The organism is Deinococcus marmoris DSM 12784, from assembly GCF_000701405.1.
Taxonomy (GTDB): domain Bacteria; phylum Deinococcota; class Deinococci; order Deinococcales; family Deinococcaceae; genus Deinococcus; species Deinococcus marmoris.
Map to the genome: position 1 here is coordinate 73094 of NZ_KL370780.1, position 20385 is coordinate 93478.

At 65.8% G+C, this 20385-nt stretch carries 18 protein-coding genes and 2 CRISPR repeat arrays; of the genes, 12 read left to right on the forward strand and 6 right to left on the reverse strand.

The window, feature by feature from the left end; translation table 11 throughout:
* Positions 1-84 precede the first annotated feature (84 nt).
* The 8 genes from Q319_RS28075 to cas6 are packed head-to-tail and all read left to right on the forward strand — an operon-like array spanning position 85 to position 9343.
* Positions 85-2064, forward strand: a complete 1980-nt coding sequence (locus tag Q319_RS28075; RefSeq protein WP_162178722.1) for a DUF1887 family protein — start codon at positions 85-87, stop codon at positions 2062-2064.
* The gene (cas10, locus tag Q319_RS0123985) at positions 2061-3887 is read left to right on the forward strand and encodes a type III-B CRISPR-associated protein Cas10/Cmr2 (RefSeq protein ID WP_162178723.1); all 1827 of its coding nucleotides are present in this window, start codon (positions 2061-2063) and stop codon (positions 3885-3887) included. Before Q319_RS28075 ends, cas10 begins: the two co-directional genes overlap by 4 nt.
* A complete protein-coding gene (locus Q319_RS0123990; protein ID WP_051655746.1) occupies positions 3884-5047 on the forward strand; it encodes a type III-B CRISPR module-associated protein Cmr3 in 1164 nt (387 codons plus the stop codon). The genes cas10 and Q319_RS0123990 overlap by 4 nt, the downstream gene beginning before the upstream one ends.
* Complete coding sequence (locus tag Q319_RS0123995) at positions 5044-6249, forward strand: RAMP superfamily CRISPR-associated protein (protein ID WP_051655747.1); 1206 nt, start codon at positions 5044-5046, stop codon at positions 6247-6249. Before Q319_RS0123990 ends, Q319_RS0123995 begins: the two co-directional genes overlap by 4 nt.
* Positions 6250-7110, forward strand: a complete 861-nt coding sequence (cmr4, locus tag Q319_RS0124000) for a type III-B CRISPR module RAMP protein Cmr4 (RefSeq protein ID WP_029484875.1) — start codon at positions 6250-6252, stop codon at positions 7108-7110.
* The gene (gene cmr5 / locus Q319_RS0124005; RefSeq protein ID WP_029484876.1) at positions 7107-7475 is read left to right on the forward strand and encodes a type III-B CRISPR module-associated protein Cmr5; all 369 of its coding nucleotides are present in this window, start codon (positions 7107-7109) and stop codon (positions 7473-7475) included. Before cmr4 ends, cmr5 begins: the two co-directional genes overlap by 4 nt.
* On the forward strand, positions 7472-8584 hold the full coding sequence (cmr6, locus tag Q319_RS0124010; protein WP_051655748.1) for a type III-B CRISPR module RAMP protein Cmr6: 1113 nt from the start codon (positions 7472-7474) through the stop codon (positions 8582-8584). Before cmr5 ends, cmr6 begins: the two co-directional genes overlap by 4 nt.
* 6 nt (positions 8585-8590) lie before the next feature.
* Positions 8591-9343, forward strand: coding sequence for a CRISPR system precrRNA processing endoribonuclease RAMP protein Cas6 (gene cas6 / locus Q319_RS0124015; protein ID WP_029484878.1), 753 nt, complete (start codon positions 8591-8593; stop codon positions 9341-9343).
* Positions 9344-9364: 21 nt separating this feature from the next.
* Here the strand turns inward: cas6 and Q319_RS0124020 are convergent, their stop codons facing one another.
* Entirely contained in the window at positions 9365-10330 is a 966-nt protein-coding gene (locus Q319_RS0124020) for a hypothetical protein (protein WP_029484879.1), read from the reverse strand.
* A 127-nt stretch (positions 10331-10457) separates the two neighbouring features.
* Here Q319_RS0124020 and Q319_RS26030 point away from each other — a divergent pair, with 127 nt between their 5' ends.
* From Q319_RS26030 to cas2, 3 genes are all read left to right on the forward strand, one after another.
* Complete coding sequence (locus Q319_RS26030) at positions 10458-11201, forward strand: hypothetical protein (protein WP_029484880.1); 744 nt, start codon at positions 10458-10460, stop codon at positions 11199-11201.
* Positions 11202-11487: 286 nt separating this feature from the next.
* Positions 11488-13431 carry a PDDEXK family nuclease gene (locus tag Q319_RS0124030; RefSeq protein ID WP_156039601.1) on the forward strand — a complete coding sequence of 648 codons (1944 nt, stop codon included), beginning with the start codon at positions 11488-11490 and terminating at the stop codon, positions 13429-13431.
* Positions 13428-13703 carry a CRISPR-associated endonuclease Cas2 gene (gene cas2 / locus Q319_RS0124035; RefSeq protein WP_051655750.1) on the forward strand — a complete coding sequence of 92 codons (276 nt, stop codon included), beginning with the start codon at positions 13428-13430 and terminating at the stop codon, positions 13701-13703. Before Q319_RS0124030 ends, cas2 begins: the two co-directional genes overlap by 4 nt.
* Positions 13704-13773: 70 nt before the next feature.
* Positions 13774-14076: a CRISPR direct-repeat array (repeat unit 34 nt; unit sequence GTTTCAGTCCCTTAACAGGGAAGGCCATTGAAAT).
* A gap of 51 nt (positions 14077-14127) precedes the next feature.
* On the opposite strand, the gene tnpC is transcribed toward cas2, so the two are convergent.
* Positions 14128-15525, reverse strand: a complete 1398-nt coding sequence (tnpC, locus tag Q319_RS26760) for an IS66 family transposase (RefSeq protein WP_245619462.1) — start codon at positions 15523-15525, stop codon at positions 14128-14130.
* A gap of 79 nt (positions 15526-15604) precedes the next feature.
* Positions 15605-17474: a CRISPR direct-repeat array (repeat unit 34 nt; unit sequence GTTTCAGTCCCTTAACAGGGAAGGCCATTGAAAT).
* A gap of 60 nt (positions 17475-17534) precedes the next feature.
* On the opposite strand from tnpC, the gene Q319_RS27775 reads away from it, so the two are divergent.
* Positions 17535-17720 (forward strand): hypothetical protein, encoded by a 186-nt coding sequence (locus tag Q319_RS27775; protein WP_156039602.1) that lies wholly within the window; start codon positions 17535-17537, stop codon positions 17718-17720.
* On the opposite strand, the gene csx15 is transcribed toward Q319_RS27775, so the two are convergent.
* The 4 genes from csx15 to Q319_RS0124065 form a co-directional block, all read right to left on the reverse strand.
* Positions 17717-18109, reverse strand: a complete 393-nt coding sequence (gene csx15 / locus Q319_RS0124050; protein ID WP_029484885.1) for a CRISPR-associated protein Csx15 — start codon at positions 18107-18109, stop codon at positions 17717-17719. The genes Q319_RS27775 and csx15 overlap by 4 nt on opposite strands.
* 33 nt (positions 18110-18142) lie before the next feature.
* On the reverse strand, positions 18143-19036 hold the full coding sequence (locus Q319_RS0124055; protein WP_029484886.1) for a hypothetical protein: 894 nt from the start codon (positions 19034-19036) through the stop codon (positions 18143-18145).
* Between the two features lie 109 nt (positions 19037-19145).
* Positions 19146-19793, reverse strand: a complete 648-nt coding sequence (locus tag Q319_RS0124060) for a hypothetical protein (RefSeq protein WP_029484887.1) — start codon at positions 19791-19793, stop codon at positions 19146-19148.
* A complete protein-coding gene (locus Q319_RS0124065; protein WP_029484888.1) occupies positions 19790-20287 on the reverse strand; it encodes a hypothetical protein in 498 nt (165 codons plus the stop codon). The genes Q319_RS0124060 and Q319_RS0124065 overlap by 4 nt, the downstream gene beginning before the upstream one ends.
* Positions 20288-20385 lie beyond the last annotated feature (98 nt).

Here is a 20385-nt window from a genome sequence, read left to right on the forward strand (position 1 = left end):
TACATCGCCACTTATGGAGGCCAGCCGGTCCCGCTCGTGCAGGCTTTCTTGTACCTGCGCCAGCAGGGTCACTCTCCCGGGCACGTGACGTTGATCGACGATCCCAGCGTGCCCCAGACTCCGCAGCGCCTGGCCCGCCTGAAAGCATGGTTTGAGGCTCAGGGAACGACTGTGGGCGTGCTCTCGGGCGGGGAAACCATGCGGACAGTGCTCCCCGCACTGCTGCAAAACGCGGCGGTGAACGTCACAGGCGGGACCAAGGAACTTGCACTGCGTGTGGCGGACGTGGCCCTGACGCGCGGCTGTAGCGTTTTCGTTACAGACGCGCACCTCGGTACCCACCGCGTCCATTTCCTGTCCGGGGGTGATTCCAGACCGCTGGGCAGCAGCCTCAAACCTCAGGATGTCTGGGATCTGAGCGACGTCGGCGGCAGGAAGGTCGCGGCCCAAGACCTGCCAGAGGACGAGGCGAAAATTCTGAACCGCCAGCGGGAATGGCGCAGTCAAGTGCTGCTTTTTGCCCATGAGGGTGCACGCGATGAACGTGACGACAGCTGGAAAACCGAGCGATTCTCGGCACTTGCCGTCCAGGGCGGGATCATCCGTGTCCTTTCGCTCGCTCCCGTTCGAGACCAGTCGGGCCCGTATAAAAAATACAATCGGCAGGACGCCCGCACTTTCGCGGAGTTCGTGCGCCGGACCTTTGGGGATGCGGCCAGACCAACCTGGGACCGCGTCAGCCTGCGAGAGCAGGACCTGAGTTATGTGCAGAGCCTGGGGGATGTCCTGGATCTGAAAGAGGATGGGAGCAGCTTGCCTGCTCAGCGCCCTGTTCCCACTGCGCCCGGTCTCGACGGCGACGTCCTCGTCTGCGTGTTGGGCGAACAGCCCCTACCCGCCATCGTGGCAGCGCTGCACGGACAGCCAGGTACCGTCGTGTTGCTGACCACCGAGCCGCTGGTGCCGGTGGCCGGCCGCGTGCGGACCTTTCTGATGGCGCGTGGGATGAAGGTATATGTGGCGCTGCTCGATGAAGTCAAGCCCCGGCACTTTCAGGAGTACATGCATCAGGTCTGCGCCCATCTGGGGAGGGCGCAGAAATTGCGTCTGAATATCAGCGGGGGGACCAAAGCGATGGCCCTGAACGCATTCCTGGGAACCACTGTTACGGTGGACCGGACCGTGGAATACACCCGGGGGCAGTCTATCGTCACGCTCAGGCCCGAACGGCTCGCCCCGGTACGTGTGCCCGTTTCGATGTCGTTGGGTGAGCGTCTGAATCTGCTGGGCCTCGACGCCAGCGAGGAGCAACTCCGAAACCACACCTTCCGGTATCAAGAGGTTCGCCAAGCTGCTGCCAGTCTCTTGGGGGTTAAGGACAGCTCCAAGTTCGGCGCGGCACTGGACCAGTTTCAGGCGGCATGGATTGAGAACGAGCTGCCCTCCGCACTGCTGGCTGAGACTGATAAAGATGCGAAAGCAAAAGCGCGAGAATCAAATGCCAGTACCAATGCTTACGATTCTCGGTGGCGTGGATTCGCCTTTGAGGTGCTGGTTTATGCCGAACTGGTTGACGCACTGAACGCGAATCAACCTGGGCGCCCCCGCGCTGCACTAGGTGTGAAGGTACGGCAACTCCACTGGGACGGCGACGCGCAGACCGGACAGGACGTATCGCGGCCTGGCGATAGAACGTATAGCCGTGAGGCAGATATTCTCCTCGAGGTAGACGGAAATATCGTACTCGTCGAGGCGAAACTGAACCTGATGCGAGGCGTCCGCGACGCACAGGAACATCTGGACGCCGTGGAACTTGCCCAGCGCTTCGGTGGGCGTTACACCCACACAGCCATCGTGGGATGGCGGCTCCCGAACGTCGAGAAACTGTCCAACGACGACCGCACGCTGTGGGCAGCGGTGCTGGCGGGTTCCAGTTTGGAGGGGGCTTACAGCCTGCACGTTGTTCAGGACAAAAATCAGCCCTTACCGCCTGGCGTATGGCGCTGGCGGAGAGGACATCTGGAGGCGAGTGTGACTGCAATCGTGCAAGGGTTGGGGACATGAGGGCCGTATTGGCCGTGAATTTCGGTCCGGTACAGGACTTCATCGCGTCGGCACGGCGTACCCGGGACCTGTGGGCGGGGTCGCGTCTGCTCTCGGAGGTGAGCCGGGCGGCGGCGCAGTCGCTGCGGGACGGCGGCGCCGTCCTGATCTTTCCCACGGCCCAGGCGCTGGACGAGGGCGGCAGCAATATCGCCAACCAGTTGCTGGCCCTCATTCCCCCAGAAGCGGATCCTGGCGAGCTGGCCACACGCTGCGTGGAGGCGGCCCGGGCGCGCTTGATGGACGTGCTCAGCGAGGTTCAAGCGGACCTCCTGCGGGTCGCCTCGGCCGACGTGACGGACGCCGTACTGGGTGAGGCCACCACGGCGCAACTGAAGGATCTGCTCGAGGCGTACTGGGCCTGGGCCCCCTGCCCAGAGGGGCCTGACGGATACGCTCAGGCGCGGCAGGAGGTGGCGCGGCTCCTGGCCGCCCGCAAGACCACCCGCGACTTCGCGGCGGTGGGCTGGGGCAGCGCCGCGCCCAAGAGTTCACTGGACGGCCAGCGCGAGGCGGTCACGCAGCCGCTGCGGGGCCGCGCCCGCTTGCGCCTGGGACTGCGCGCCGGTGAACTGCTGTGCGCGCCGGGACTGGTCAAACGGGTCGCCCGTTTCGGTGAAGGCCAGAAGGTGCGCTTTCTCAGCACGGCCCATGTGGCTGCCGCGCCGTACCTGGCGCGCCTGAGCCGTGGCGACGAGGCCAATCTGCACAGCGCCTACGGGCGGCTCTTTGACCGTGTTCAGGCGCTGGGGGTGCCGGTGGATGATTTCGGAACTGGAGACATCGACCCCCGGTTGCTGTACCCCAGCCGCCTGCTCGAAGAGCTGCCGGCGCAGGAGGTGACGCCGGAACTCGAGGCGCAGGTTCTGGACGCGACGCGGGCCTTTTACAGCGAACTCGGCCGGGCACAGGACCGCCCCAGTCCCTATTACGCCGTGCTGCTGGGCGACGGCGACGCAATGGGCCGCGTCATCAGTGACATCAAGGACCCTCAAGGACACCAGCAGATCTCGGGGGCGCTGCATGCTTTCAGTCAGGAGTGCGCCGAGATCGTCTCCAGACATCAGGGCGCGTTGATCTACGCCGGGGGCGACGACGTGATGGCCCTCCTGCCCACGCCGAGCGCCGCGTCCTGCGCTCTGGAACTGAGCGAGCGCTTCCGCCACCATCTCTCCCCGTTCCGCTACGAGGTAGAGTCCGGCCGGTTTCAGGGCGAGTGGCGGACCCCCACGTTGACCAGCGGGCTGGTGGTCGCGCATATGCTCGATCCGTTACAGGACGTTCTGGGCGCCGTGAGAGACGCAGAGCGGCGCGGCAAGAGATACGGCCGCGCACGCGGCGGCGACCAGCTTCATCTGGCCCTGCTGAAGCGCTCCGGCTCACCGACCGCAGTCACGCTTCCCAACCCCGAGGTTCAGGCCCGCCTGGGGGTGCTGGTCGACGCCTTCGTTACGCGCGCGCTGCCCTCGAAGCTCGGTTACGAACTGCGTGAGATCGGCCGCGAGCTGGCAGACATGCAACACCCCCGACTGGAACGGCGTGAACTCCAGCGCGTGATCGCCCGCAAGCGCGTCACTGACGACACGCTTGTCCCCGGCGAACTGCGGCCCACGCTGCCTGCCGACATGCAGGCCACGCTGCTGGCCATCTTCGACCGGCTCAGCGACGAGCGGGTGGGTCACGCACAGTCTGGTGACGAAGGGAAGGGTCCACTGTGGACGCTCGCCGATCTACTGGTGATCGCAGCGGCCCTGGCGGGCCAGCAGCAAGGAGGAGCCGCATGAAGACCTATCTCCTGACCCCCCGTGACCCGCTGATCTTCCGGGATGGGCGGCCGTTTGGGGCGAGTGAGCGTGCCCACAGCCTGAGTGACATGCCCCCCAGCGTTCTGGCCGGCGTGGTGCGTACCCTGGCCGGATCACGTGACGGCCGCTTCACGATGGAACACGACTTGCCGACGCTGCTCGGCCTGGGCGTGCGCGGCCCGGTGCTGGTACAGGTTGAGGACGGTGTGGCCGGCGAATGGTTGCTGCCCGCTCCGCTGGACGCCGAGCCGAGCCGTGAGGGTGCGTACCGGCACATGGCCCTGCTGGACGCCGGGTCCCGTACGGACCTGGACCGACTGCTCCTGGGCCCACAGCGGGCCGTCAAGGTGGACGCCGCCCCCAGCCACTGGTCTTGGAACGTGTGGCAGCAGTGGCTGACGCGGGAGTACGGCTCCGGCGACGGCGTGATCGTGCCGCCCGGTTCGCCGTCGCCGAGGCCCGAGGAGCGCGTCCACGTGAGTGTGGACCCCGCGACCGGCACGGCGGCGGGCAGCTTGCTCTTCGGGACCAGCGCCCGCGATTTTACGCACTGTGACTTTCAGACCGGCGAGCTGACCACGCTGGGGCTGGTCTTCCAGACTGACGCGCCCCTGCCGCAGGTGCCGACCGTGACACGGGTGGGCGGTGAGGGCCGCCTGGCCCGGTTGGAGCCGTCAGAGGCCGCCTGGCCAGAGTGCCCGGAGCAAATCCTTAGCCACGCCGAGCGGTACGGAACCGTGGTCGCGTACCTGCTGACCCCGGCAGAATTCACCGCCGGGTATTTGCCCGGGTGGCTGCTGGACGGGGACGAGGGCCTGAGCGTGACCCTGCGCGCGGCGGCGACGTCCCGCCCGCTGGTGTTGAGCGGCTGGGACCTGGCTCTACAGCGGGCCAAGCCTACCCGCCGCCTCGCGCAGGCAGGCAGCGCGTATTACCTGCATCTGGAAGGCGATCCCGCTGCCATCCGGCGCTGGGTGGCCGCCACCTGGCTGCGCTGCGTCTCGGACACCGAGCAGGCCCGCCGGGACGGCTTCGGGCTGTGCGTCTTCGGGGTCTGGGATCCTGAAGCGGTCAACGTGCTGGCCCAGGACGACGGGGACCTGTGGAACGATCTTGACTTTGGAGAGGAGGACGAATGACGGCCATTACCGTCACACCCCGCCCGGTGCGGAGAGACGAACGCGACTACAGCCTCAGCACGCCCCTGATGGGCGGCGGCATGGTCCCTGGATTTCCTGATCTGGCCTTTCCGGTCAGCGGCAAAGCCGTGCGCGGACAGCTGCGCTTCTGGTGGCGTGCGCTGCGCGGCGGGCAGTTCGGTGGCTCCCTCGCCGCCATGCGGGACGCGGAGCGCGCGCTGTTTGGTGGCGCGTCCGACACCGACGCGAAGGGAACGGTCTCTGCCGTCCAGATCACCGTCGTTCCCGATCAGAACAGCGCAACGCAAGAAGAGGAGGTGCCCGGGCTGAACACCGCCATCGGCTACCTGGCCTTCGCCCTGCGCGACGCCCAGCATCCCGTCAGCCGCGCCTCGCCGAAGCTCTTGCAAGGCGTCCGTTTCCGGCTGGGGGTGAGCGTCGAGCCGCTGAACCTGCCGCCTGGCCACAGCGAGAGCTGGGCCTGGCAGGAACTGGAAGCGGCCCTGTGGGGGCTCGAGACCTGCGGCGGCATCGGGGCGAGGACCCGGCGCGGCTTCGGCGCCCTGCAGCGCCGGCCAGCGCCTGAAGGGGCGCTCGAGGACCTGGTCATGGCCGGGCTGCGCCGCCACCTCACGCCAGGAGTGTGGCCGGGCGGCGTGCCGCACCTCACCATGGACGCCGCCGACTGGGCGTTCGGCACGCAGGCCGGGAACACGGCCCGGGCCGTCTGGGAAGGCCAGGCGCGCAAACTCAAGGTGTTTCGCCGGGCCACCCACAACGGCGAGGACCGGGGCGCCACGCTGTGGCCTGAATCCGATTCGCTCCTGGCCCTGCAAGACGGTGAACCCGGGCCGTACCCGTTTCCACGCGCGGCCCTGGGCCTGCCCATCGTGTTCGGCAAGGGCGGCAACGACGTGAACGGCAAGGACGTCCAGCGGCTGGCCAGCCCGGTGCTGTTCCGTCCGGTGCAACTGGGAGAACGGTACTCCAGCCTGGCCTTTCGCCTGCGCTCGGAGCCTGCTCCAGGCGATCCGCTCGCCCCGGAAGGCCGTCTGGTGGTCCGGGCCGGCAAGCGCGCCCACGAAGGGCAGCGCCACCAGCTCACTCCCGCTGAGGCGCGCGCCGTCTCCGTTCTCGAAACCGCCGGTACTGTGACCACCGATGTCGCCGCCGCACTCCTCAACGCCTTCCGGAGGTCCTGAATGCTTCTCAACTCTTACTTTCTCCACGCCGTTACGCCTCTTCACGCCGGGACCGGACAGGGCATCCGTGACATCGACATGCCGATCATCCGGGAGACGTCCACGCAGCTTCCTTTTCTGCCCGGTTCCAGCGTGCGCGGCGTGCTGCGCGCGGCGAGCGCCCCGGAGGACCGCGAGGCCGTCTTCGGCCCGGAACACGACAACGCCCACGCCCATGCCGGAGCGGTCAGCGTCAGCGACGCGCGGCTGCTGCTGTTCCCGGTGCGTTCGGTAATGACCACGTTCGCCTACCTGACCAGTCCTTACCTGCTGGCCCGCTACCGCCGCGACGCCACCCTGCTGGAGCGTGGCCAGGACTGCCCCACCATCCCGGATGTGGGCGGCGCGGCCATGGTCACGTCTGACAGCGGGCTGCTCAGCCCCGGCACTTCCCGCGTTCTCCTGGAAGACTGGGAACTGGACTGCGCCTCCGACGGGCGGGTCGACGCCTGGGCCGATCACCTGACGGACGCGGTGTTCGACGACGAGTGGCGGCCTTTCCTGCGCGCCCGGCTGGCCGTGGTGCCCGACGCGCTGCTCACGCAACTGGCGCTGACGTCCACGGACGTGCAGGCGCGCATCCGGCTGGACCCGCAGCGCAAGACCGTGCAGGAGGGCGCGCTGTGGTACGAGGAAAGTCTGCCGGCCGAGAGCGTCCTGTTTGGCCTGATCGCGGCGGAGGCCAGCCGCAAGCCCGGCGCGGACCTGGACCCCGCGCAGGTCATCGCCCGGGCGGTGGGCGACGCTACGGGCCGCGCCCTGCAGTTCGGCGGCAAGGCCAGCACGGGCCGGGGGCTGTGCCGCCTGGTGGTGCGCCCATGACCTACATCAAGCGCAGTCACACGCTGGCGGTGCAGGCCGAGCAGGACTGGGTGGCGGCCGGCCCGCAGCACCAGGAGGCCTACGCCCGGCTGGCCCGGCAACTGCCCTACATGCTGCGCACTGCCGGTCTGGCCCCGACCGTCATCTTCCTCCAGACCAAGACCAAGGACAAGGAGACGGCGCGGCTGCTGCTCCGGAACTTGGCCGCCGCGCTGGGCCACGGAACGCAGGGCCAGGGAGACACGAAGGCGCTGTACCAGACGGCGCTGCAGGTGGACCACCCCGCCGCGTACCTGCAACTGATCCAGGGGGCGTTGGATTACGCCGTGTGGGTCAAGCGCGTGAGCGCCGGACGGGACGCGTGACCCTGCCGGGTGACCGCATGCCCGCCGGACGCCGCAGCGCGCTGGGACTGCGCTCACCTCCGGCCGAGGCCAACGCGGCCCTGTGGATGGGCCGCTACATGCCCGAGGATTCGGACGACAAAGATGGGCCGCGCGCCAAAGCGCGGCTCGTGCAGGAGGTGGCCGGTCTGCATGCAGGCCGGGCGACTGACGTCTACCGCGCGGCGTACGCCCGCTGGCACGGCGCCATGCAGCGCAGCGGCGCCGCCCTGGCCACCCTCCACACGGTCACGCCCGTGATCGTGGGCTTGAGCGGCGAGTCCCTGCTCGAGACGAATCTCACGCTGGACCACACCTACGGGGTCCCGGTGCTTCCCGGTACGGCTCTCAAAGGACTGGCCGCGCAGTACGCCCATGTGCACCTTCAGGAAGACGAGTGGCGCGTGCAGGGTGAGTGGCACCGGCGGGCCTTCGGAACTGTGCCAGCCGACGCAGGCGGCGGGGACGCGGCCACCGGGGAGACAGGCAGCGAACTGTTCACGCGCGGCGAGGTGACCTTTCACACCGCCCTGCCGAGGCCCGGCGAGTTCAGGTTGCGTGCGGAAGTGCTGACCGTCCACCATCCGGAGTACTACGGCGGTCAGGACAAACCGCCGGCCGACTGGGACTCGCCGATACCGGTGTCCTTCCTGAGCGCCATGGGCGACTTCACGCTCGCCCTGCACTGCGAGGACACCGAACTCGGTCAGGCGGTCTTTGCCCTGCTCAAGCTGGCGCTGGAGCGCGCGCGGCTGGGGGCCAAGACCAGCAGCGGGTACGGGCAGTTCCACGTCCAGGGCGATCCCTTCGCTCCCCCGGAGCCGCCTGCGGCGCTCGCGGAGGCGCTCAAGAACATCCGGTTCCTGAAGCGCAACGACGTCGTGCGCCGCAGCCCGGACCTCGCCAACCGCTTCGCCCGTCTGCTGGAGGCGCTGGCGCAGCCTGAGGCGCAGTCCTTCCGGGAAGCGGCCATCCACGAGGCCCTGACGCAAGTGCGTTCGTTCGCCACGGACCGTGACACCTGGCGGGACGTGCGCAAGAGTGCGTGGTACAAGACCCTGGCCGAGACCTACGGCGTGCCGGAACTCTGAAGTCCGGTGCCGTCTACCTTCCACGTCACCACGCAACTGGACCGCCCGGCCCCCGGGCGGCTGGGCGTGGCCGTTCATGCGGCGGTCTACGCCCTGATCGCGGACGTCCGCCCCAGCCTGGCGGCTGGGCTGCACGGGGCCCAGGTCAACCCCCTGTCGGTGGGCCTGACCCGGCGGGCGGGCTTCGGCGGCGTCCTGGGACACGACGGCCGCACCTTGCAGTTCCGGGTGGCCTGCGCGGACGACGCCCTGCTGCCTGCCCTGCGTGAAATCCTGTCACCCGGCCAGATTCCAACCGCCGACCACGACGAACTGAGGGGACGGGTGGTCGGCGCCGATGAGCGCCACACGCCCTATGACCTGCTGGGAGACATCCCGCTCGACTGCCGACTCTCCTTTCCGGCCCCCACCCTGCTTAAGAGCGGGGACGTGTTCGTGGACCGGCCCTCCTCGGCGCTGCTGCTGCATGCCGCCGTCCGCCGCTGGCAGGCCTTCGCCCCCGAGTCGGTGCCGGAGGACGCCTGGTCGTGGGTGCATGAGCACGTGGCGTCCTCGGAAGAGGACATCAGGAGCGTTCTCGTCTCAGCGCCCAAGCAGCCCAGGCGCCGGCAGGCCGCCTTCACCGGCTCGCTGTGTCTGTCCTTCCGCCCGTCTCCGGAAGGCCGGTGGCTCGCGCGGGCCGCCCAGCTCCTGACCTTTACGGGAGCCGGCGTCAAGACCATGTACGGACTCGGGGAGGTGGTGACCGGCCCGGTCTGAAGGGGCCCCGGCAGGCCCAGCTCAGCGGCAGTCCTCCAGCCGCTCAAGCGCCTGCCGGAAGATTCCGACGACGCGCGCCAGCACCGCCGCCGGCAGGCCGTGCCTGTCGGCTATGGCTTTTTGCTGCCGGCCTGAGAGCAGCGGCGTGTCGCCCGCCCGGATTCCGGCCAGGGTGCCCGGACGGGTGCACGCCACGTCCAGCAGATGGGCGTAGAGGTCCCCGAAGGCGGCCCGCTCTGCCTCGCCGAAGGACGGCCACAGGCCGCACCGGTGCTGGAGTTCGGCTTCCACGTCCGCCGTTTCCCCGTGCGGGGTGGGGGGGACGTGATCTGCGGCACCGAGGTCCGCAACGCAGACGGCCTCGCCGCCGCGCTCGACGTACAGCTCCTGCGCGTGGTCCAGGGCGAACACGTAGCGGGCCGTCTCGCCGGGAGCCGCAACGTTGAACTGCACGCCGAACAGTTCCAACGCGTCCATGAAGGCGCTGTTGCTCACGGCGTACTTCAGCAGGCCTGCAGGCGTGCTGAGGCTGCCGTCGTCCTGGGCCTCCACCCAGAGGCCCAGCATGACCGGGTCGTCGAGAAGGGCTAGGACGACGGCGCGCGTCTCCTCTGCGGGCAGGTGCCCCAGCTCCTGAATGCACTGGGGCAGGTGGCGGAGGTAACTGCCACCGAAGCTGGCGTGCAGGGCCTCGGCGTCCGCCAGCACCGGCGCCCACTCCTCGGCCAGCGCGGCCACGAGGGGATGCAGGGCCGGGGACAGCGCGGCGCGCATCCCTTCGCGGAAGTGCGGGCTGGCCTTGGGGCTGAGGGCCGCCCGCAGCACCTTGCCGCAGCGCAGGGCCTCGGCCACGTGGACCCTGGGGGTCGCGCGTTCGGCCTCCACCAGCGCCCCGACGGGCGTGCTGGCGTCATGGACTTCTCCGAGCAGGTCACGTAGAGCGGTGCGGGAAAACGCCAGGGCCGACAGGAAGAAAAGGTTATTCATGGCCTGCGCGTGGGCAGGCGGATAAAACTCGGAGGGTTAATTTAGCAGGTCGCGCCGGAATGTCACTCGGCCAGATGGCGTAGGCCAGAGTGCCGCTGCTGGCACCGGATTTTGCGTCTGCTCTCAGATGGAGAACCCCGCTGCCCTGCCCCCGATGTCGTCCCTGTATTCGCCCGTGCCGCCTCATTTTCAGCGTGAACACTGGGCCGCCCTGCTGCGCGCGGCCTTGTTCAGCCCAGCCGTGTGCCTGCAGGTGCTGTGGCGGCGTGAGGCGCCGGCGCTGCTGATCCTCTCCGGGCCGCCCCGCAGTCTGGAACTCGCTGCCTGCGCCCTGTCCGCCGCAAATCCTGTCATGACCGCGCCGGATCTCCGGGCCGCTGCACAGGTCCTGCCTTCAGGCGGCGCGTGGTACGAACTGCGCCGCCGCAGGCTGAGCCTCCCGGCTCCCCTCTGCGCGGCCCTGCCCCTTCCGCCGGTTGGTCCGGCACCGTTCGGCTCGGTCCGGTCCGGCGCGGTCGAGGCGCAGTTCATCCGTCTTCAGCGGGTTTCGGTGCACGGCGAACGCGCCAGTGCCTTGCAGCAGATGGGTGACCTGCCCGGCCCGTCTCCCACCCGCACCCTGCTGGCCGCCTGGGCGGCAGAACTCCGGGAGCCGCACCTGTCGGTGAAGCACTGCACTCTGTTTGCTGCGCCGGTATCGGCTGTCCCTGCCCCGGCTGGGCTGGAGTTCGTCCGGGCTTTCCCTGCCGCCGAACCTCCTTTCCCTGCGCTGCCTGAGCGCTGGGGACAGCTGATGCCGGACCACTGGGCCGCCGCTCTGCTTCCCGCACCGCTTTTTGCGTCTGGTGAAGAGAGAAGCCCTGGGTGCTGAGACCTGTCCGCTGAGCGCCGCGCCGCCGGCTGACCTTGGGACGCTTTTCCGTTCTGCCGACTGACCTCTGTTGCCGCCCACATTCACGTCCAGGAGGACCCCTATGCCCCGCAAGCCACCGCGTCAGCCACCTGTCAAGCCTCGCTCAAATCTGCACCTGGTTCTGGCCGGGCGCAAGGGTGGGCGTCACCGGTCACGCCGAGAAAAGCGCGCTGCACAAAAGCTCCGGCGAGAACTGGAAAACCGCTAGGCCGTGCCCGCCCGACGTGACCTGTACCATGACGGCGTGATCCAGACGCCAGCGCCGATGACCACACCTGTGACCTACCTCGCCAGTCTGGGCAACGACGCCGTGACGGCCATCGCCGGGTACGTGTGGCTGACCCGGCAGCGCCTGGATGTCGGGCAGGTCATTCTCGTTCAGGACACGCCGGACGACGCTGGCTGGGACGCCGTCCGTGACCGACTGGGCCGTTACCTGCACCATCAGGGCGCGCGTCTCCATCTGCTTCCCAGCCGGCCCACCGGAGAACTGATGTCGGCCCTCGCGCCACTGGTTCAGGGCCAGCTCATCGCCAACGTAACTGGTGGCAACAAGATGAACATGCTGCGCGTCCTTCACGCTGCTGCATCTCTGGGAGCGTCTTTGACATTCCTGATCGACAGCCACGGTGGGGCCACGCGTATCCTTGGTGCGGACAGCGGGCAGACGATAGACACGCCCGGGTCCTTTCTGCCCCCTGACCTGCTTCTGAACCTGTATGCCGATCTGGGCGAACAGCATGTCCTGCAGCCCGGGGACCTGACCCCCGCACAGCGGGGCTGCCATGAGCAGTTCTACGTAGGCAGCGGCCAGCTCGTGCAGTTCGGTGGGGACCGCTTCAGCTACGTGCTGCGCGGGACGGTGCCGCACATCCTGCTGCTGCGGAGTCCGCACACACATCGGAACCTGCAAACTGGCATCCGCAAGGCCGCCAGCACCTTCACCCGGTTGGGAGGCCAACTCGCTCAGGGCTACCTGGCCCCCCACCGCGACGTTTCGCAACAGGACCACTATGTCCGCCTCGCGGCAGGTCAGGGCCTGCGCGTCCTGGAAGGTCCGGTCAGGGACGCGGCCGCGCCGGCGCCCACTCCGGCTCCTGCCCTCCCGGTGCTCGGCCATCTTCCCCGCACCCTGGCCGTGCTGCTGGGGGCACAGCCCATGCCGGCCCTGAGCGACTTTGATCCGGCGCTGTATGACCGGGTGCTGCTTCTGGCCGGGGAGCATCGCGGCGTGCAGGCCGCCGCGCGCCGCCTGGTCACGCTGCTGGACGCCCGCTGTCCCTCGCACGACGTGCGCGTCCTGGCCGTCTCCAACCATGACGCCTCTACCGTCCGCGCCGCTGTGAATCACGCGGCCCAGCACACCGATGCCCTGACCCTCAACCTGACTGGCGGCACCAAGAACATGGCCCTGGCGGCCACCTTCGCCGCGCCTCCGGACGCCACGCTGACCTACAGCAGTGGGCCCCGCGTCCTCGACCTGCGAAGCGAGCGTTTCTTGCCGCGCGCGCCCCTGGCCCTGACGCCCGGGGAACTGCTGGCCGTGCAGGGTGTCCGGCTGCGGGACGGCTCCTCGCCTGCCCCCACCTTCCACCCAGACCTGTTTGAAGCTGCCTGGCGGCTGGTCCGCCAAAAGGGAAACCACAACATCCATGAGTTTCACCAGCTTTGGAATGTTGCTTTTCCCGGTCAGCCGTTCAAGCCCCTGGACAGCAAGCATGACTTCACGCGCGTTATCGGTAAGGCGCGCGAGTATCTGGTATTCTGGTCCGCCCGGCAGCACCTCGGCCCCGAGTGGGCCGTTATTCACGAACCCACCCTGGAACAACTGACCTTCAACCCCGTTACTGGACAGGACGAGGGCGTTTACCCACCTGTCCTCAAGACGCCGGACCTGCTGCTGGTCCGAGACCAGATTTTGTATGTCGCGGAGGTCAAGCCCAGCTTCGAGCAAGCCTTTGACGGCCAGCATCAGGAACAGCACGACACCTATCAGTTCGGGCAGACCCTGGGGCGCTTCACGGTCTCCCTGATCATTGTGACTGAGTTGCCTGCTGGCACCGACTTCGACGCCAGCGTCCGGGAGCGCCAGGGCTACAAGTTCCAGCTGTATGTTCACAACGTGCGTGCCGCTGAGGCCAGGGCGCGTGGCCTGCGCGTCTTTCCAGACGACCTGCGCGGCCCATGATCCCCGGTCTGCACGTCGTGTGTTACGACACCAGCAGCGACGCCCGGCGCAGACGCTTCGTCGGCCTGCTGTCCCGCCGGGGCCGCCGCGTGCAGTACAGCGTCTTTGAGTTGCTGCTGGACGCGGCCCGGTTGCGCCGCCTGACCCGGCAACTCGCGGAGCTGATGGAGGACGACGACAGCATCCTGATTTACGCCACGTCCAGCACCCGTCTCTGCCTGGGCCGCGACGTTCCCGCCCTGGATGAGCAGCCGCGCACTCAGGTCATTTAAAGGCCCTTACAACACAGCAAAAAACAGCACGGACAGTCGACAAAGAGCTGTCCAGCCCACTTTATGCTGTGATCCCGTCCCTTAACAAGAAAGACCATTGAAATTTCATGACGGGAGCAGCTTTCCAGTCCACTGGATGTTTCAGTCCCTTAACAGGGAAGGCCATTGAAATCAAACAAGCCGAGAAAGGAATGACCACGCGCCGGTTTCAGTCCCTTAACAGGGAAGGCCATTGAAATAGACCGAATGTTTGCGCTGGACCAAGCCAAGATGTTTCAGTCCCTTAACAGGGAAGGCCATTGAAATTGACGCTGCTCGTCGAGCTGCTCAGAATGGCGTGTTTCAGTCCCTTAACAGGGAAGGCCATTGAAATGGCCAGCGGAACGCTGTCCGGGCCCATCGAGCTGGTTTCAGTCGTCTGTGATTAGCGGGTAAGGCTGATCAAGACCGCGACGGGATCCTGACCGCGCAACCGCGCGGTCTCCACTGTGGACTTGATGCGCATATACGTCTGCGCTCCGACTGCGTTCTTGCTGCACTGCGAGACCTTCCTCGCCATCACCACGGTTCGCAGGCTCCGTTCAGCCGCGTTGTTCGTCGGGGGAATGTCGGGATCCTTCAGGAACGGCCACAACCGATCCAGCACGTACTGCTTCATGATCCCCAGCCGGAGTCGCTCGTTCGCTTTCGACTTCAGCGGTGCCCGGTTCAGCAGGGCGTTCAGGCGCAGCGTGAGTCCCTCACCCTGCTGCACGTACTCCTCCCGCGTACACCCACCCGTCGTCACGTCCCCGTGCAGTCGGATCCCATCCCGGAACACCTGTGCCACCCGCTGTCCGTACACCTCCCCGCGCCCAGGGCGGCCCTGCTCCCCAGCGGCAACTTCATCCGCGTTGCGGATCAGGTGTGCCAGGCACTTCTGCTGACGCACCTTATTCAGGAAGCGGCTGTCGTACGTGGAGAAACGGTCACAGATCAGCACACCTGCAAAGTTCTGCCCCAGGCCTTCCCGGAGCTCCACGTTGGTGTGCTGAAGGTTGGCGCGGAACAGCACCGTATCTGTGCTGCGATACGCGCCTACCCAGGCGTTCTGGGTGCCGATCCGCCAGCCAGTGTCGTCGTGATGCACGAACGGCGCCTGCTGAAGATCTGCCTGTAGGGCGTCCACGTGTGCAGCGAGGGGACGGCCGTCAGCAGCAAGCCGCTGTGCGGCTTGCGTGATCGCACTTTGCGTGACTTGCAGGCCGCCCAGAAGATTTATGACCCGCCCGATCCGGCGGACAGGCAGGCCCACTTCGTGGTGCAGGGTCTGAAGGGTGGCGTGCAGGACAGGGCCAAGTCGGTGGGCCGTCGCGCCCACTTGATCGGTTCTCAGAGCGGGATGATCACCACGCACCACGTGGTGACATTGGGGGCAGGCCATGACAGGCACGTGATACTCGGTGACCTGCGTAGCGTTTTGAGGGACGAGTTCCGTGACCCAGGCCTTGTCGTGACGGGTGAAGATCAGCGGTCCCGTAAACCCGCAGCGAGGACAGGTGTTCGGCGTGGCAACCTGCACGGTTTCGGTGACCTGTTGCGGCGTGGGTGGAGACTTGTGCGCGAACGGGCCTTCACCAGGACGGCGTCCTGGTGGTTTGGGATCAGCGGTGCGCGTCTCCCGGCTGAAGGGTGCGGCGTACTTGCGAGCACGTCGCTCCAGCTCCTCGATGCGCTTCTTGAGGCGGGCGTTTTCAGCCTGAAGCGCTTTGTTCTGTGCGATCAATTGATCAATCTGCTCGGACTGGCGACGGATGATCTCGAAGAGATCTTTCTCAGTCACCTTCGAGCCCATGGCTCCCATCGTAACGGGAAGGGTGCCCGACTGGAAGCCGGGCACTCAGGGGGCCGCTAATCACAGACTTTCAGTCCCTTAACAGGGAAGGCCATTGAAATTCTCAAGACGCTGCGCCTCAAGCGCAGGCGTGATGTTTCAGTCCCTTAACAGGGAAGGCCATTGAAATCATCACCGAAAATCGGCGACTGAATGCCCGGGAAGTTTCAGTCCCTTAACAGGGAAGGCCATTGAAATCTGGGGTGGTCGCAGCTAAGCCACGACAGTTCTTAGTTTCAGTCCCTTAACAGGGAAGGCCATTGAAATGCTGTTGATCTTTTGTCGTTGGCCGCGCCAGTGGGTTTCAGTCCCTTAACAGGGAAGGCCATTGAAATCTGTGGAAGCGGTCATAGGCCAAAGGATTTTCCCAAGTTTCAGTCCCTTAACAGGGAAGGCCATTGAAATGCCCTGATCTGCATTTTGGACGCGCCTGATGGAGTTTCAGTCCCTTAACAGGGAAGGCCATTGAAATGGGGGAAACCATGAGACACAGGGAGACAAATGGGGTCTCAGTCCCTTAACAGGGAAGGCCATTGAAATATCCCCGGATCAGCGTGAAAGGACTCACCAAAGAGTTTCAGTCCCCTAACAGGGAAGGCCATTGAAATGCAATTGCCAAAATCGTTGCCACCTTTTCTCAGTGTTTCAGTCCCTTAACAGGGAAGGCCATTGAAATCTCTCGGCCTGGTTGATCCCGAACACGGCACACAGGTTTCAGTCCCTTAACAGGGAAGGCCATTGAAATATCCAAAGTCCGCCCCTCCAACACCCTCACCGAGCGTTTCAGTCCCTTAACAGGGAAGGCCATTGAAATGTAGACTGGGACATGACCTTGCCGCGCCCCCTGGTTTCAGTCCCTTAACAGGGAAGGCCATTGAAATATAATGTTTGCCGTCATCTGCCTCGCCCTCGCTTGTTTCAGTCCCTTAACAGGGAAGGCCATTGAAATTACAAAGAAACGATTTGTTCATCACGGGCGTCAAGTTTCAGTCCCTTAACAGGGAAGGCCATTGAAATCGGCGTGCTGGTGATCTGGCGCAACGAGGACGGGTTTCAGTCCCTTAACAGGGAAGGCCATTGAAATGCAAGGTGAAGCACTACAACGGACTGGCAAACGGTTTCAGTCCCTTAACAGGGAAGGCCATTGAAATTTGTGGAGACCGTCGGCCATCTGGCCATTATTCTGTTTCAGTCCCTTAACAGGGAAGGCCATTGAAATACATCCGCGGTCTCGGTGCCAACATCGGGCTGATGTTTCAGTCCCTTAACAGGGAAGGCCATTGAAATTTCTCATGGGCCGAAACGCTTACGAAAAGATCGGTTTCAGTCCCTTAACAGGGAAGGCCATTGAAATTTCTTAAACCCCAGCTTGGACCTCCTCGGTAAAGTTTCAGTCCCTTAACAGGGAAGGCCATTGAAATTCCGAACTCGGCGTCCTAAACGTGATCATCCCGTTTCAGTCCCTTAACAGGGAAGGCCATTGAAATAAAGGCTGGATGACATCTTGCCGTGGGGAACCATTCGTTTCAGTCCCTTAACAGGGAAGGCCATTGAAATTCTGGCCTCAACCCAATGGGCGATCAAGCACAAAGGTTTCAGTCCCTTAACAGGGAAGGCCATTGAAATGATGACATGAACCACATCAAGCCAGTCCGCCTGAGTTTCAGTCCCTTAACAGGGAAGGCCATTGAAATACCGAAGGATTTTCCCAAACGGGAAAAGACCATGTTTCAGTCCCTTAACAGGGAAGGCCATTGAAATCCCGGCTCACCGACGACCAGACCTTCACGCGCGGTTTCAGTCCCTTAACAGGGAAGGCCATTGAAATTTCAGGGCATCACCACCGAGATAGCCGACTTCCTGGGTTTCAGTCCCTTAACAGGGAAGGCCATTGAAATAGCCCCTACTTTTTTTGTCATCCTGCACGTCGTTCGCGGAGCCGAAAATGACGGTGACCCATGATTATTCATCCCATTCCGATTTTTGCGTGTTCCGACGCTCCAAAGATACCAGATTTTACCGTGCTGGACGGCAGTGCCGACGATGGCCCTTTTGGCGTGTTCCCAAAACAGGCTATTCACCCGCCAGCACGTATTTTTCGCCGGAAAATGTATAATTCGCAAATCGTCGGCATTTCTGTCTAGACAGGTTCATCCCGGCGAGAGCGGCTGCCCTGCCGGATCTCTTGAAGGTTCACGGTTTCGCTGACATGAAACGTGCCGGGGATGCCTTCTGGGTCTGGACGAATGACGACCAGACCTGGGAAGTAGCCGCAGCGTCCGTGCAGGTCTGCCAGCAGACACGCAGTCAGCGGCGCGAGTCCGGGGACGATCAGCAGCAGGGGGCGCGTCTGCCACTCTTCAGAGGTCAGGTCCGCGCGGTCCAGCAGGCCACGGGCCGCGTCCTTCAGGGACTGACCATCAGGCACATGGACGGGAATGCGGCGCTCCTCGGCGGGGCCGAAACGCTCGCCGAGGTCCTGCTGCTGCCGGGGCGTCAGCGGATGGGAAAAATTCAGGATCAGGGCAGTCATCTTCCACTCCTTTCAGGGCGTCAGCACCCGCGCTCAGCGTTCGGCGCGGAGGATTTCGAGGGCACGGTAAAAGGCTTCCCGCGCCTGGCGTTCCTGGGCAGTACTCAGGCGCATCTGGCCCGGCAGGTCACGGGCCAGGCCGTGCGGCAGGTGCGGGTTGCCGCGTCGGTCACGGGCCTGCAGCGCTTCTGGCTCCTGATCCAGCAAGTTCAGGTAAGCCTTGAACGCCCGCTCAGCAGCATAGCGGTCGAGCCTGACGTTCAGCGCTTTTAACTGCCCACCGTAGTGCAGGCGCAGGCGCTGAAGGACGTCTTGTAGTTCGGCTTCCGGGTCCGCGTCTTCACCGGGCAGTTCGGTTTCGGCCGCCGCGAGGGCGCCGGCGTCTTCAAGAGGCAGGGCGGTCATGGCCTGTCGGCACTGCTGCTGATGGCTGGCCCGGCGGTCGTTCAGGGCGAAGGCCACGACGAAGCGCTCGAAGCTGCCGCGTTCGGGGCGATAGGCGCTGACCATCAGGGCCGCCAGCAGCGGGGAGTGCAGGACGTCGCTGGCCGCGTCCAGCACCTGCTCACGGCTGGCTGGGCGGACGTCGTCGCATGCCGGGGTGCGGTAGAGCCGGGGCAGGTCCGGGAAGTCCAGCAGTCGGGGATAGACGGCATCACGCAGGTTCTGCTGCACCGGCCGGCAGACGCGCTGGACCTGATCACGCAGAGCGGCGGGCGCGTCACGGAATGCGGCCAGACGCAGCGTGTCGTGTGGCGTGCGGTGAGCCAGTTGCTGCACCGCCGCGTGGTAACGGGAGCCGCCCCCGGCAGCGAGGGGCAGTGGGCGCACCACGTCGTGGATGGCCGACTGCCAGCCCACGACCAGTTCGCCTGGCAGGCCACCGGGGGCCAGCAGGGGTAGGGAGCAAGAAAAGATCAGATGCATCGCGCAGTGCGCGGGGACTTCTCGGGTCCGTCAGCCTACGGTGGGGCCACAGCAATGTCGATAGGCCGTCTGGCTGAGCGTGCGGTCTTCTACCCGGCTGCCCTGCTCTTTACGGCCCTGACGCGGAACGTGGGACGAGGTCCGTCAACGCGGCCTGACGCAGCTCGGCGACGCGGACGATGTTCAGACTGGCCCAGCCAGACCTGGGCCACAGACTGGCCGTGACCGCCAGCGCGAGTGTCAGGATCAGCACTGGGACACCCACCCCCAGGGGGCCGGGGCCTGGCAAGGGACGCGCCGCACGGAGAGGAGACGCCCCCAGGTTCAGCCGGAGGTAGATGAACGCGATGGGCCTGAGACTCCACAGGGCCACCAGTGGCAAGGCCAGGGCGGTCAACCCGGCACATGCCAGGATGACTGTCAGGGCCGACGCAGCGTGCGTCACGAGAATCAGCACCAGCCAGGGCTTTTGGGAGGGCAGCGTGAAAAGAGTGGAAACCAGGCTCCACGCGCCCCAGACGGCGGCCCCGGCCAGCACCGGCAGGAGCAGGGCAGCGGCGCTCAGGCCATGCGCCATCAGAAACGAGGAGGGCCGTCCGCCCGAGTGCAGGACCTGCCACGCGAGGAACGCGGGCCACAGCCAGGCGGCGAGGCCCAGCGTTCCCACGCCCAGCGCGGCGGCCGTCCGCCGGTGTCCCGCAACCAGTGCAGACGCCGCCAGCAGGCCCGGTGTCAGCAGGAATGCCAGCAGCGTCATAGCGCTTCCGCCAGCGCCAGCACGTCAGCTTGGCCGCCGCCCACCTGCCAGACCCCTTCGGCCCAGCGCGGCGCGGCGCCGCTGCCTGGCAGCCACCAGAGGACCGTCATGCCCCGGGCGCTCGCCACCGCCTGGTCCGTGACCAGAAATGCCCTGCCGTCCGGGCGGGTCAGGACCGGGCGTCCTTCGCTGAACCCGGCCTGCCAGCCGGCAGGAACAGTCCAGGCTGATGTGCTGGCGGATCTGGCCTGGGCCTGAGCCGGTATGAAGCGCGCCGGTGCCGGGCGGATATGCGGCGCTGACATCGTCACTGCCGCGTGTCCGGCACTCAGCGCGGCCAGCACACCGCAGACCCACAGCGCCGGGCTGGAAAGCGGCCCAGGTGTTCCTGCGGCCAGCGCCGCCAGCCCGCCGTACAGCAGCCCGGAGGCCAGCAGACGGGTGGGCAGTCCCCCGGAAGTGGGGCCGCTGAAGGACAGGTCAGATGCGGTCATGCCCCTAGGCGGCCCCACCTCCCAAAGTGAAGCACGATATGGGACCAGGGCCGTCTCACTGGTGGTTTTTCTGGATTCCCCCTTCGCTTTCGGTAACC